We start from the raw sequence: 15,445 nt of genomic DNA on the forward strand, positions 1-15,445 counted from the left end.
AATACAATTCTAAAGGTGCAGCACAACCAGAAGACCTACCCAAAATTATGCACTGGCTTAACTGGTACTGTAAAAGAATTACCTTGTTTTCTAGATTCCAACTTCTTCATACCCTTGGCTTTGCTTTGTTTCTTTCGCCTTTCCCACAGGTGTGCCTTTGTTGGAGGCTCACGTAAGATTAATTGGCAAAGATTGAATATTTATTAACTAGATTAATCTGCCTGAAGAGTAAAAAAGGTTAATTCTGGCGGACAGAATAAACGTATTGGTGCAATACTCATTCCAATGCCAGTATTAACATAAAGTTGATTACCGGGTTCGCCGAAACCCTTTGCCCAACCGTCGGCGTAAACTTGATCTTTTTGCGTAAATCTTAACCACGACCATTGTGGCAAACCTGGTACTCGTAACTGTCCTCCATGAGTATGTCCCGCTACCGCTAAGGGGGCTGAGTTGGCAGGAAATTTCTCAAATGAGTCTGGATTGTGCATCATCGTGATTCTAGGGCTGCTATCCGGTACATCGCTCAAAGCTTGCTCAGGATCATCCCGATTTGCCCATAGCGAACCTATCCCAACTAGATATAAAGTATCGTCACTATCTGGCAGTTGCAGTTGAACTGACTCATTATCCAATACTTTAATACCTGCTGATTCTAATGCCGTTCTTAAACGTTCAGCTTGTTCTGTTTGAGGTGATGCAGACCTACTACTCATGCCGTAGTCATGATTGCCCAGCACTGCATAAGTAGGTATGTCCGCTTCGATCAGAGGACGGACTATATCTACTGCTGTTTCAATCTCTGGTTTGATATTAGAGCCTGGCTTATAAATAAAGTCGCCAGTGATCAATACTACAGCAGGTTTTGCCTCAACCAATTTAGCCACGCTGCGACGAGCAGTACCGCGATTATCGCCCCATAATCCAATTTGGAAATCTGAGATTTGCCCGATTTGCTTACCCTGCCAAGATGGAGGAAGGTTGGGAATTTTTGCAGTTTCGGTTTCGATATTAAGTACGCGGGGTTCGATAAAACTCCAGATTACCAGTAGTGCGATCGCACTTACTAATCCTAAAATAGGATACTTTAGTTTTTGAGAGATATTTCTCATAATTAAAAAAGTTTAATAGATTATATGATGCCAAATTTTATGCTGTAATCATAGCTATACTAATCCTATCTCGATTTGTGAAAAATAGTTTTTTATAACGAATTCAGAGCTACAGAGAGAATAAAGAGAGATTTTCACGAATTATTTAGGATTGTTATATGTCTTCTGAAGAGGTTTTTGTCTTTCCAGTATCTTTTGCTCAACAACGGTTATGGTTCCTCGACCAGTTGCTCCCTGACAATACTATTTATAATGTGCTGACAGTAATTCGCTTAACAGGTTCGCTTAACTTAAAGGTACTAGAGCAGACTTTTAACGAAATTGTGCGTCGCCATGAAAGCTTACGCACGACATTTATAGTGTTAGATGGGCAACCTCTACAGGCGATTCCTGCGGAAAGCTGCGCTAACGCACCCAGCTTAATAATACCTATTTCTGTATTAGACTTACAGCTACTGCCAGATGGTGAAAGGGAGGTTCAAGTAAACAGCATAGTTAACGCAGAGATAGAACATCCCTTCGATTTATCCTCTGGGCCATTGCTGCGAGTAAAGTTGCTTGTGCTTTCCAAGACAGAACATATTCTATTACTGAATATGCACCACATTATCTGCGACGATTGGTCTATTGGGGTGCTGATTCGGGAACTAGGAATGCTGTACACAGCTTTTGCACAAAACCAGCCTTCCCCTTTATTAGAACTGCCTCTTCAATACGCCGACTTTGCCCACTGGCAACGCGAGTGGCTACAAGGAGAAGTACTGCAAACCCAGTTAAATTATTGGCAGCAGCAATTAAATGGTATTTCTATGCTGCATTTGCCTACTGACAAACCAAGACCAGCTATACAAAGCTATGAAGGAGCAACACAATTTTTTGAGTTACCAAAAAAGCTAACTGATGCATTAGAAAAGCTTTCGCAGCAAGAAGGTGTAACCTTTTTTATGATGCTGCTGGCAGCATTTAAAACTTTGCTCTACCGCTACACAGATCAAGAAGATATTGCGGTAGGTTCGCCAATTGCTAACCGTAATCGTAGCGAAATTGAAGGACTAATTGGTTTTTTTGTCAATAGTTTAGTACTACGCAGTAATTTATCTGGAAACCCAAGTTTTCGAGAAGTTTTAGGCAGAGTCCGAGAGGTAACACTAGGAGCTTATAGCCAGCAAGATTTGCCATTTGATAAGCTAGTTGAAGAACTGCACCCAGAGCGAAACTTGAGCTATCATCCGTTATTTCAAGTAGTGTTTAGTTTGCAGAATGCTCCAATGTCGGCACTAGAACTACCTGGATTATTGCCTAGCTTTATGAATATTGATTTAAAAAAAACGCGCTTTGATTTAGAACTACACTTATGGAAGTGTTCTGATGATTTTAGGAGCTTATGGGGTGCAAAATGGGAGTATTCTGAAGGACTTCGTGGCGTAATAGTTTACAACACAGATGTGTTTGAGAAAGCTACTATTAGCCGGGTGTTAGAACATTTTAAAACTCTGTTGTCAAGCATTATTGCCAATCCAGAACAACGAATTGCAAATTTACCGCTTTTAAGTGAGGCGGAGCTACATCAGGTATTAGTGGATTGGAATAACACGAAGGTAAATTATCCTCATGATAAGTGTATCCATCAACTGTTTGAAGAACAGGTAAAACATCATCCTAATTCCATAGCAGTAATCTTTGGTAACGAGCAACTCACTTATCAAGAGTTGAATGTACGCAGCAATAAACTAGCACAATACTTACAAAAAATCGGTGTAGGTTCAGAAAAGCTAGTAGGTATTTGCATTTCACAGTCTATAGAAATGATAGTTGGCTTATTAGGCATTCTGAAAGCAGGAGGAGCGTATCTTCCTTTAGATCCCAGCTATCCTCAAGAACGCCTAAAGTTCATGCTGGAAGATGCACAGGTTTCAGTATTGTTAACACAAGAAAACTTGCTCAAGCATTTTGAATGTTTCTTGAATCCAATTGTTTGCATAAATAAAGACTGGGAAATTATTACTCAAGAAAACAAAAATCACCTTGAAAGTAGCGCTACATCTAACAATTTAGCTTATGTTATTTACACTTCTGGCTCTACAGGTAAACCCAAGGGAGTGGCTATAACTCACAAAGCTGTAAATCGGTTAGTGTGCAATACAAACTATATAGATTTGTCACCATCAGATAAAATTGCTCAAGCCTCAAACGTTTCTTTTGATGCAGCAACATTCGAGATTTGGGGAGCGCTACTTAATGGCGCTCAACTTGTAGGTATTAGCAAAGATGTAATCCTTTCGCCTCACGAGTTTGCATTACAGCTAAAACAAAAAGAGATTAGTATCTTGTTTTTAACAACAGCTTTATTGCAACAGATTGCTAGAGATGTTCCGCAAGCTTTTGCTTCATTGAGATATTTACTATTTGGTGGTGAAGCTGTTAATATAAGATGGGTTAAAAAAATTATCCAACATGGTGTGCCAAAGCATTTAATTCATGTTTATGGGCCTACAGAAAATACAACGTTCTCATCTTATTATCATATCCAAAGATTATCAGAATCAGCCACATTTATTCCCATTGGCTGCCCGATTAATAATACACAAATTTATATATTAGATAGCCATTTACAACCTTTGCCCATTGGCGTTACTGGCGAATTATATATTGGCGGTGATGGTCTGGCGCGAGAATATCTCAATCATACTGAATTAACTACTAAATGCTTTATTACAAATCATTTTAGTAATAATTCAAAAATACGACTTTATAAAACGGGTGATTTAGCCCGCTATCTACCAGATGGCAGTATTGAATTTTTAGGACGGATTGACAATCAAGTAAAAATTCGTGGCTTCCGCATTGAATTATCAGAGATTGAAGCGGTTTTGAGTGAACATCCAGCAGTGAGAGAAACAGTGGTCATTGCTGATGAGGACATACCTGATAATAAATATTTGGTGGCTTATATTGTTATTAATGTAGTAGAAGTATCAGATTTAGCATCTATATTACGTAAATATTTAAAAGAAAAGTTACCAGAATACATGGTGCCAGCAGCATATCTGGTACTGGAATCAATACCATTAACACCTAATGGCAAAGTAGACTGTCGTGCTTTACCTAGAACCGATACAGTAACTTTCGATAGATATGATTATGTAGCACCGCGATCGCAAGTTGAAGAGTTACTTGGAGAAATTTGGGCTAAAGTTCTGGGAAAAGAGCAGATAGGCGTTCATGATAATTTCTTTGAATTGGGCGGTCATTCTCTACTAGCGACTCAGTTAATTTCCCGAATCCGAGATACCTTTCAAATAGATGTAACTGTACGCAATTTGTTTGAAGCACCAACTATTGAACAACTTGCTAAGTGCATTGATACAATGTTTTGGGCAGCAAAAGGTGCAGATAAAACTGAAACTACGGGACAACAGCGAGAAGACGTTGAATTTTAAAAAGAAACATCACCCTACCATTTATATCATCCGGTATATGTGCGCCAGCCCCAATAGCGATTAACTTAAGCATTAGGAAAATACGCGAACTGGCTGGGTTTAAGCTAAAGGGAATCAATAAAAGCCCTTTGGCTTACTTTTTGATGGCATTTATATACAGCCTCACTGCCTGCGTTTTTCAGCCTTGAGAGTTTTTAACAAGCTCACTAAGCTGTTATGCTGCCGTCTTCAGGCAAAAATCTCTAGTAGAAATCAACCTGTATTAGGAAGTGGGCTATGCATATTGGATTTCTCAACCCTCAAGGTAATTTTGATTCAGCCAATAGTCACATAACGAAACACCCAGATTTCGGGGGTCAGCTAGTCTATGTTAAGCAAGTCGCCCTAGCCATAGCTCAAATGGGTCATAAAGTTGATATTCTCACCCGTCAAATTATTGACCCAGAATGGCCAGAGTTTGCTGAAACATTTGAGACATATCCAGGAGTGGATAACGTCCGCATTATCCGCTTACCAGCTGGGCCAAAAGAATTTCTCCCTAAAGAGTTATTGTGGCCTTATCTAGTTACTGACTGGGTTCCCAACATCTTGAAATTTTATCAACAAGAAGGTGGCTTACCTGATGCTATAACTGCTCACTACGGCGATGGGGGAATATGTGGCGTTTTAATTGAAGAAGAGACAGGCATACCTTTTACCTTTACTGCTCATTCTCTCGGCGCTCAAAAGATGGACAAACTGGAAGTCACTCCAGAAAATCTGCCAGAAATAAATGAGCAATTTCATTTTAAATATCGCATTTTAGCCGAGCGCCTGAGCATGAATCGCTCGGCCGTTAATATCACCAGTACACGACAAGAACGCTTTGAACAGTATTCTCATCGAGTCTATAGTGGTGCAGTAGATGTAGACAAAGACAACTGCTTTGCAGTCATTCCACCAGGAGCAGATTTCTCGATTTTCGGTGCAAAGGCACGTTCCGAAAACGAGGAAGCTACCAAAGAGTTGATTCAGGAGCGATTGACACGGGACATTGCAGAAGCCCGTCGAGATTTGCCCGTCATCTTAGCATCTAGTCGATTAGAGCCTAAAAAAAACATATTAGGGCTAGTGCAAGCCTTTGCAATCAGTCCAAGACTTCAGGAACAAGCTAACTTGATGTTAATTACAGGGGGGTTGGACGATCCTTTACGAGAGGAGGCTAGTGACGGCATAGCTGAAGAGGTATTAGCCCCTATTCGGGAAGTGGTCAAAGAAAAAGACTTGTGCGGCAAGATCAGTGCCTTTGGCTTGTCAGATCAGTCTCAAGAGTCGCTGGCAGCAGCCTATCGGTTTATGGTTAAACGCCGCTCAGTATTTGCGCTGACGGCACTTTACGAACCTTTTGGGCTTGCTCCCTTAGAAGCCGCCGCCGCAGGTTTGCCAGTGGTAGCAACCAAGAATGGTGGCCCTAGCGAGAGCTTCCGACAGGGAAATAAGGAATATGGTGTACTCGTTGACCCAGAAGATCCTGCTGATATTGCACGGGGCTTAGAGCGGTTGCTATGTGATGCTCAGGAATGGGAGTATTTTGCCCAAGCTGGTCAACAACGAGTGTTGAAGACTTACACTTGGGAATGTACTGCTGAAAACTATCTGACTTTGCTTGAGCAGATTCTGTCTTCACCGGAAACCCGCCCTCGTGCTGAACTCCTTCCCATCCATCCCTACTTCCGTAATCCAGAATCGCAGACCGATGTTTTTTTGGAAGAATTGGGCGAACTCTACTTTGGAGCTAATCAAAAGGTGCTAAGTACATCTAGCCTTTAAAGAAGCTTCAGTAGAGATCGCAGCTATGAGCAGCCAGCACAAAACGTGCTGACTGCTTCGGCAAATTGTTCGTTTTGTTCCATCAATGCCATGTGTCCACCTGGTTTTAGGGTGACTCGTTCAGAATAAGGTAATTCTGCTTTCATGCGATCGCTCGCTACAGGTTTAGTTGCTATATCTGAAGCCCCACACATTACTAATACAGGAACGTTAATAGTTGCAAGTGTGTCTGTTTCATCAAACTTCAACATTCCCAGTGTGCCACGAGCCAGAACACCAGGTGAACCCAATGCTGATAATAGACCTGCAAAACTTAGTTGACCGCGTGTTTCAGTACCCGTAAATCCAGATAGTTCGACGGTGATATACAACGAACCATTGAAATATGAGAGCCAAGTCATCAACCAAAAAACCGGCCACAGCACGATAGTCAGGTACAACACAGGTTCGAGTAGCGGTTTCTGCAATTTACGTGCCAGATTGCTAAAGATGCAAGTTTTTACCGGATTAGTGTAAGTAGTATCCACAAGAATTAAGCCAGCTACCCGACTCCTTAATTGCTCTGGAAACAGGCGACAAAATGTTAGGTTAATCATTCCACCCATGCTGTGTCCCACCAAAATAACAGGTTTATCCCCTGCTATAGCAATAACAGCTTCCAAGTCACGGGCATATTTTTCTATAGAGTGATCATTGTTTTTCGGTTTAGAGGATTTTCCTAATCCTGGTAGATCCCAAACAATTACTCGGAAGCGATCGCTCAATTGTCGCTTGGCATAATACCATATAGTACTGTTTGGCCCCCAACCATGTGACAAAATAATTGGTTGACCATCTTCAGGGCCAAAAAACTCTACTTGCAACACGCTCCCATCTGGACGTGGCAGGCGCTGCACGGTTTTGCTACGCATAAACTTGGGTTCCTCTTTTCCAGGACGGCGCAGCAGTGGCAAACTGATAAAACGACCTCCAAAAGTCCACAGAACCATTACTAGTCCAGCTACTAAGTAGGATGTTCCTACAAGTTCTCGTTCGTACCACTCATAGAGAATGTAGATTCCCCCACCAAGTACTCCAACAGACAGCAGTTGAACCAGCCATACAAGTAGAAAATTATGAGGCATGAATATCATGAGCCTAAACCTTGTGATACCTTGTTAACTGCTTTTAGCTTCATACCATAGTTAGAATCATCCAACTTTCACTCTCAAGAATGATTTATCAAACAGAATTCAGGAGTCAGGAGTCAGAATGGGCTAAACGCCCCGCTACCGCTAACAGTTGGGTATTCTGACCAAAAAAGCGGATAGCGTAGCGTTAGCGACGTAGGAATGTCTAAATAATCAGCGTTTTCGCAACCCTACAAAACAAGAAAATTTGGTGGTCAACAAAAAAGCCGCGGGTCTGAATCCCCGACTGATAGCGCCACGGAGAGCGGCAATAACAGCTTCCAAGCCAGGGGCATATTTTTCTATAAAGTGATTATTGTTTTTCGCTTTAGAGAATTTTCCTAACCCTGGTAAATCCCAAACAATTACTCGGAAGCGATGTCTACGACGGGCTACGCCTACGCTCAGTTGTCGTTTAGCATAACACCATACTGTACTGTTAGTATACTGTTCGCTTCCTAATTATGTGACATTATAATCACTTGCTCATAATATTGCACCTGCACTGAGGTTCACCATTAATGAGTAGATGTATACTCCTTGCGCTAGGGGTAATTATTAAGATTAATAGTTAGTTTAATAATGAAGCTAATTGAACGTATAAAGCATTATGAATGACAACAAGCAACCTTTGAATCAAACTGATACCAATCCTTTCGTTGGTGAAGAAAAGATTGTTAGAAGTGAGAGTGAGAAAAAATTGCCTTTAAATAAAGTCGAAGAAAATTCTGAATCCAACTCAGAAGAAACTTCAGACTCTTCATCAGGTTCAGGCATTAGTGCTAGGGTAGCTGGAGCCGCAATTGGTGGTGTATTAGGCGCTCGTTCTGGAGGCATTATCGGTGCTGTCGCAGGCTCAGTTGCTGGTGCCATCATTGGTAAGGGAACTGCTGATACAGTTAACCGCGCTGTAGATAATTTAGGGGATGCAGCTAACTCTGTAGCAGAGGGCGTTAAGCATTCTATAGAAGACATAGGCACAGCAGCCAAAGAAACGATTGAAGAAGTCAAGCCATCTATCAAAGGGACAGCAGAAGCTGTCAAGCAAACAGTTGAAGAGTCCAAGCCTTCTATTAAAGGTATAGCTGAATCAGTCAATGAGACGGTTAAAGAGGCTAAACCTTCTGTAGTAGACGCAGTTAAAAACGTATCCGAAGAAATCAAACCTACCATTAGAGACGTAAAAGAGTCAGTTCAGCATACAATTGAAGGCGTTCAACCTTCTGTAGAAAGGGCTGCTAACTCTATTAAGAGCGCTACTGATGAAATTAAGCCTTCTGCCAAAGCTGTAGCTAAAGAAATTGAAGGTGCTACTAAGGATGTTCGCTCAACTGTCAAGGGAACAGCGAAGGCAGTTGAACCATCTGTAAAAAGTGCTGCCGAATCCCTCAAATCTTCGGCTCAGAATGCGACTGAATCCCTCAAATCTTCGGCCAAGAGTGCAAGTGATTCAGTTAAATCATCGGCTCAGAAGGCGACTGAATCCGTAAAATCCTCGGCCAAGAGCGCAAGTGATTCAGTTAAATCATCAGCTCAGAATGTGACTGAATCTGCAAAAGATTCAGCCCATGATATTAAGTTATCTGCCCAAAATGCGGCAGAATCTTCCAAGAAGGAAATTAACGATAACGATACCCGTATCTCCAGCAACCCAATGCCAGAAGTCGTTATCATCAACAAAGACGGAATTATTGAAGACAAGACTAGATAAAAACTAGCCTTTAAGCAAAGTTCCAGCAGGGTGGATTTAACAAGAGGTTCACCTTTTGTTTAGAAGGAGTGAATTAGCGATCTGCTTTGCAGCAGCGCTTCGCTATCGCACTATAATTAGGGAACTCCAAAAATTAAATTATCCCAAATTTTCTCTTATTAGGGTACGTCAGTACAAATAATTTCTTGGTATTTCCAGGTTTTATCTGACTGAAGCACCCTAAATATTGGAGATTTTTTGATTTGGAAGCCCCTTAGCTACAAACAGGATTCCTTTTTTATTTTTAGGGAGCTAGGTACAAATCAAAAGTGCTTCTTCCCTACTCTCCATCTACATAAGTAAATTCAAAAATCAAAATGGATTGCCATACCATAGTTACAGTTATGAAACTTTCACCCCCAAGAATGATTTATACGTTGTTACAAGTGTGATAAAAAGTTGAGATTAATTACTAGTAAGTAACAACTGTTGCGAAGGGGTGTAATTTTGAATACGCTAGAGTTCTTATCTTATCTTCGCAGCTTAGATATTCAAATTTTTATTGATGGTGAAAAGTTTCGTTGTAACGCGCCTGAAGGAACTCTTACAGTAGAACTGCGTGCCAAAATTCAAGAGCATAAAGCAGAAATTATTGAATTTTTAAAAGCAAATAATCGTACTGATAACCACAGCTTTAGACCTCTCGTACCTATTTCGCGGTCTGAAAATCTTCCCCTCTCCTTTGCTCAACAACGGCTGTGGTTTCTTGACCAATTAATCCCTAATAATCCTTTCTATAACATTCCAGTTGCGCTACATTTAACAGGTTCGCTAAATAAAGCCGCGCTAGAGCAAACTTTTAACGAAATTGTCCGACGACATGAAGCTTTACGCACCACTTTTGTCATCCAGTCAGGGCAACCAGTTCAGGTAATTAATCCGACGCTAACAATACCTTTACCAATAATAGATTTACGGCAATTGCCACAAGCCGAACGAGAAATACAAGCACGACAATTCACTAATCAAGAAGCTCAACGTCCTTTCAATTTATCAACTGATTCGTTGCTGCAAGTAAAACTCCTGTGGTTGGATGAGACAGAATACATCCTGCTGCTGAATATGCACCACATTGTTTCTGATGGTTGGTCTATTGGAGTGCTGATTCAAGAAATAGCAGCACTCTACACAACCTTTACTAGCAATCAGCCTTCTCCTCTACCGAAACTTACAATTCAATATGCAGACTTTGCATACTGGCAACGCCAATGGTTGCAAGGGGAAGTATTAGAAAAGCAACTCGATTACTGGCAGAAGCAATTAGACGACATTTCTATATTAAATCTGCCAACCGACAGACCAAGACTAGCTGTTCAAACTTACCAGGGTGCAAGGCAACCTCTGCAATTATCAAAAAGTTTGAGCAAAGCACTTTTAGCTTTGGGACAGCAAGAAGGGGTAACTTTATTTATAACCTTACTAGCAGCATTTAAAGTTTTACTTTACCGCTATACACAACAAGAAGATATTGCTATTGGTTCACCCATTGCCAATCGCAATCGTAGTGAGATAGAGGGGTTAATTGGTTTTTTTGTCAATAGCTTAGTACTGCGTACCGACCTATCAGGAAACCCAACTTTTCGAGAATTATTGAGTCAAGTCAAAGACGTAGCTTTAGGAGCATACACCCATCAAGATTTGCCTTTTGAAAAACTCGTAGAGGAACTGCATCCAGAGCGTAACTTGAATCAAAATCCACTATTTCAAGTGGTGTTTGCTCTGCAAAATGCGCCTATGTCAGCATTAGAGTTAATTGGTTTAACTTTAAGTCCGTTACCATTTGATACGGAAACAACACGCTTTGATTTAGAGTTCCACCTGTGGGAGCCAAATACTCAAAATGGTTTATGGGTAGACAACTCAGAAGGAATTAGTGGGTTTGTAATTTACAGTACTGATTTATTTGATGACGCTACTATCACCAGGATGTTAGGACATTTCCAAACATTACTTGAGGGTATAGTTACAAATCCAGAACAACGAATTGCACAATTACCGCTTTTAAGCAAATCTGAGTTATATCAATTGTTAATTGGATCGAACAATACACAGGCTGATTATCCTCAAGATAGGTGTATTCAGAATTTATTTGAGAGCGTTGCAGAGCAAAATCCTGATGCAATCGCACTAATATTTGGCGATGATAAACTCAGCTATAAAGAGTTAAATATACGTAGTAACCAACTTGCATATTATCTAAAAAAATTAGGAGTTAAAACCGAAGTTTTAGTAGGGCTTTGTGTAGAACGCTCTTGTGATATGGTAATCGGGATGTTGGGCATTCTGAAAGCAGGTGGAGCTTATGTGCCCCTAGATCCAAGCTATCCATCTGAACGTTTAAACTTTATGCTTGAAGATGCTAAAGTCTCAGTTTTATTAACTCATGAGCGATGGCTTGAACATTTGGAAAACTATAATTCAAATATAATATGTTTAGATAAAGATGGCAAAATTATTGCTCAAGAAATTGAAGATAATCTTCCTAGTGAAGTTACAGCAGACAACCTTGCTTATGTCATTTATACCTCTGGTTCAACAGGAAAGCCTAAAGGCGTACAAATTGAACATAGAGGATTATTGAATCTGGTTTTTTGGCATCAAAAAGCCTTTGCAGTTTCACCCATTGACCGAGTAACGCAGATAGCCGGGGTTGCGTTTGACGCTTGTGGTTGGGAAATTTGGCCTTACCTTAGTGCTGGAGCAAGCATCTATATTGTAGATGATGAAATTAGGCGAGCGCCTGAATATCTCCGAGATTGGTTAATATCGCAAAAAATCACAATTTCCTTCTTACCAACACCTATAGCAGAAAAGTTTTTATTATTAGATTTTCCTGAAAATGCAGCTTTACGAATATTGCTTACAGGTGGAGATAAACTCAATCAATATCCTCTAGATTCGCATTTCTTCCAAGTATATAATAATTATGGGCCTACAGAGAACACAGTTGTAACAACTTCTGGTCATATTTCTGTTAAGAATAAAGATAATTCAGCACCTGCAATTGGTAGTGCGATCGCCAATATGCAAGTTTACATATTAGATAAACATTTACAACCTGTACCCATTGGTGTTTCAGGAGAATTATATATAAGTGGTGATGGATTGGCACGAAGTTATTTAAACCGTCCTGATTTAACTGCTAAATGCTTTATTTCTCATAGTTTTACTAATAAATTAAAAGCACGACTTTATAAAACAGGTGATTTAGTCCGCTATCGAGTAGATGGCAACATTGAATTTTTAGGTCGGGTTGACGAGCAAGTAAAAATTCGTGGCTACCGCATTGAGTTGGGCGAAATTGAAGCAGTGCTGAGTCAGCATCCAGCAGTACAGCAAACTGTAGTAATAATTCATGAGGATGAAGAGGAAAAGCGCCTAGTAGCTTATCTGGTAGCGAAAGCTGAATGCAGCAGTGAGCAAGAGAATGTACAAATAATGCAATTGCAGAATGAGCAAGTTTTGCAATGGCAGATGCTCTATAACGAAACTTATAATCAGCCTGCTGTTGATTCAGATGTAACATCGAATTTTGTCGGTTGGAATAGTAGTTATACAAATCAGCCTATTCCAGCAGAACAAATGCATGAGTGGGTAAATAACCAAGTAGCACAAATTTTGGCTTTGCAACCCAAGCGAGTGTTAGAAATTGGTTGTGGAACAGGTTTAATTCTGTTCAGAATTGCGCCTCACTGTACTAAATATTGGGGAACAGACTTTTCCCCAGTTTCACTTAATTACATTCAGCAGCAGTTAGAAAAGCAAGAAATGCCGCAGGTAACGCTGCATCAGCAAATGGCTACTGACTTCGATAAAGTAGAAACAGCAGCTTTTGATGCAGTAATTTTGAACTCAGTTGTACAATATTTTCCTACTATTGATTATCTGATTAGTGTATTAGAAGGTGCTGTTAAGGCAACTGCTCCGGGTGGCTTTATATTCATAGGAGATGTGCGTAGTTTGCCACTTTTGGAAGCTTTCCATACATCAGTGCAACTAGAGCAAGCTGAATCTTCCCTCACCCGTTCTGAGTTACAGCAACGGGTTAAAATGCAAATTTTCCAAGAAACAGAGTTGGTGATTGACCCAGCTTTTTTTAGTGCAATAAAGCAATGCTTTCCCCAGATTAGCAATCTACAAATTCAACTGCTGCGGGGACGCGATCGCAATGAATTAACTCAATTTCGATACAATGTGATTTTTCATATTGATGATAAAACTATTAATAATACTGGAAATTATTCAGTGCTGAACTGGTCTGAAGAGGATTTAACATTATCAGCAGTACATCAGTTATTAATTGAAACTAAACCAGAAATATTATGTATTAAAAATGTACCTAATGCGCGGGTGATGGCAGCAGTCAAAACAGCAAAATGGCTATCAGATGTAGAAGGTTTTAAAACTGTAGGTCAAATGCGTAAAGCTTTGCAAGAACTCGAAGATTTTGGAGTAGAGCCAGAAGAGTTTTATACACTGGATGTACCTTACAAAGTTGATATTACCTGGTCACATTCAAGTATTGAAGGACGCTATGATGTGGTTTTTGTACGGCAAGATGAAATAGCTAAGAGAGCTATTTTTCCACATAGTACGGCTCAATCTCGCCCCTGGCAATCTTACGCCAATGATCCTTTACAAGCCAAAGCCGCGCGTAAATTAGTGCCACAGTTGCAGACTTACACAGCACAAAAACTGCCTGAGTACATGATGCCATCAGCTTTTATAATATTAGAGTCTTTACCTCTAACAGCTAATGGTAAAGTCAATCGCCGCGCTTTAAGAGGATTCTATGATGCAATTCAGCCCCAATTGTCTGAAAATTACATCGCACCTCGGACTCCTGTTGAACAACTGTTGGTGAAAATTTTTGCTGAGGTTTTGGGACTTAAGCGCGTAGGAATTTATGACAATTTCTTTGAATTAGGCGGTCATTCATTACTAGCAACTCAGCTTGTCTCTAGAGTGCGCGATACCTTGCGTGTGGAGTTACCTTTGCGTAGCGTATTTGAAGCACCAACAATTGCACAAATTTCTAAGATAGTGGAAAGCTTTAAAGAAAGCAATCCTCAAAGTCAAGCCCCAGTTTTAGTACCACTTTCGCGTGAAAGTCGGCGGATTAAGTTATCTTCCTTAAACGAAGAGACTAAAGGGCGTTAGCACTATACCTCAAGTTGAGGCTCAGTTTAAAATAATTCTCTCTCAAGAGCCATGAAAGTAGCTTCTTTAAATAGCTAAATTAGGAAAATTCATAAACCAATTATCATGAAATTCTACTAGAAATTTTAGAATAAAAAATAAATGGCTTTCAATTCTTGATGAACGAATAACAGGAGCTTGTTTACTAGTTGCTACTATTACTTTGTTAGGATATGCAGCAATCGCTGGAAATTGGGAAGATTATACTCAGCAATTTTTTCACAGGTCTTTTGTTCACCTCATAACTCTCGATTTTTGTCTGATGTGCTTGATATTTCCAATTAGTTCATTATTTGATGATGATATGGCATGCCGGAAAATCAAGGATATACGTGTTTTTTGGGTGGTTGCTCTTTTTCCCTTATTTGGGCCATTAGTATATCTGTGTTTACGTCCGTCATTACCAGAAACCCCAGCACCTTCCTTAATAGCAGGGCTGTTTCATTCTATCTCTTAGAGATTTTGTTGAGAGTATGAGTCAGAAATTTGCTTGATTGGGAAAAAGAAAAGCTACCACCTTAACGAGTAAATTTTAGTGCCTTGGTGTTTGCATAGCCTCTCGTAGAGAAGGCTTGCCGGAGGCATTGCTATTTTATTGTCCAGATTTTTAGTCATCTAATACCAATTTGAAAAAAGAATGCGACAGATGGGTAGGGGCACAACAATGTTGTGCCCTTACAAATAATTGATGTGTCGCAAACATTATTTGAATTGGTATAACTTTTTTGTTTGAAACGCTTGTAAATCAGCAGCTTTTAGGGAATGAAACAGCCCTAGGGGATTTAGAGGGATCTTCAAGGATTTTGGTTTTGTACAAAAATGTGTGTACACCGTAGCTTAAGAGAGGAGAGAGTATCAGGACTTACGCAACTGGAACAAATAGCGAGCGGGGCGTAGCCCTACCACACGACAATTTAAATCAAACCAAGCACATAGGAATACTTGGGCGTTTTAGTTGCTGAATTA

General features: G+C 40.2%; 6 protein-coding genes. 4 read left to right on the forward strand and 2 right to left on the reverse strand.

What is annotated here, in order from left to right:
- Positions 1 to 212 precede the first annotated feature (212 nt).
- On the reverse strand, positions 213 to 1,112 hold the full coding sequence (locus H6G97_RS26455; protein WP_190943563.1) for a metallophosphoesterase: 900 nt from the start codon (positions 1,110 to 1,112) through the stop codon (positions 213 to 215).
- Positions 1,113 to 1,270: 158 nt separating this feature from the next.
- Here H6G97_RS26455 and H6G97_RS26460 point away from each other — a divergent pair, with 158 nt between their 5' ends.
- Together H6G97_RS26460 and H6G97_RS26465 are read left to right on the forward strand one after the other, a co-directional pair.
- Positions 1,271 to 4,552, forward strand: coding sequence for a non-ribosomal peptide synthetase (locus tag H6G97_RS26460; RefSeq protein WP_190943564.1), 3,282 nt, complete (start codon positions 1,271 to 1,273; stop codon positions 4,550 to 4,552).
- Positions 4,553 to 4,828: 276 nt separating this feature from the next.
- Positions 4,829 to 6,361 carry a glycosyltransferase gene (locus H6G97_RS26465; protein WP_190943565.1) on the forward strand — a complete coding sequence of 511 codons (1,533 nt, stop codon included), beginning with the start codon at positions 4,829 to 4,831 and terminating at the stop codon, positions 6,359 to 6,361.
- Positions 6,362 to 6,384: 23 nt separating this feature from the next.
- Here the strand turns inward: H6G97_RS26465 and H6G97_RS26470 are convergent, their stop codons facing one another.
- Positions 6,385 to 7,485, reverse strand: a complete 1,101-nt coding sequence (locus tag H6G97_RS26470) for an alpha/beta fold hydrolase (protein ID WP_242055245.1) — start codon at positions 7,483 to 7,485, stop codon at positions 6,385 to 6,387.
- A gap of 655 nt (positions 7,486 to 8,140) precedes the next feature.
- On the opposite strand from H6G97_RS26470, the gene H6G97_RS26475 reads away from it, so the two are divergent.
- Both H6G97_RS26475 and H6G97_RS26480 read left to right on the forward strand, forming a co-directional pair.
- Positions 8,141 to 9,241 (forward strand): hypothetical protein, encoded by a 1,101-nt coding sequence (locus H6G97_RS26475; RefSeq protein ID WP_190943567.1) that lies wholly within the window; start codon positions 8,141 to 8,143, stop codon positions 9,239 to 9,241.
- A gap of 486 nt (positions 9,242 to 9,727) precedes the next feature.
- A complete protein-coding gene (locus tag H6G97_RS26480; protein WP_190943568.1) occupies positions 9,728 to 14,440 on the forward strand; it encodes a non-ribosomal peptide synthetase in 4,713 nt (1,570 codons plus the stop codon).
- Positions 14,441 to 15,445: the final 1,005 nt, after the last annotated feature.

Source organism: Nostoc flagelliforme FACHB-838 (assembly GCF_014698065.1).
GTDB lineage: Bacteria > Cyanobacteriota > Cyanobacteriia > Cyanobacteriales > Nostocaceae > Nostoc > Nostoc flagelliforme_B.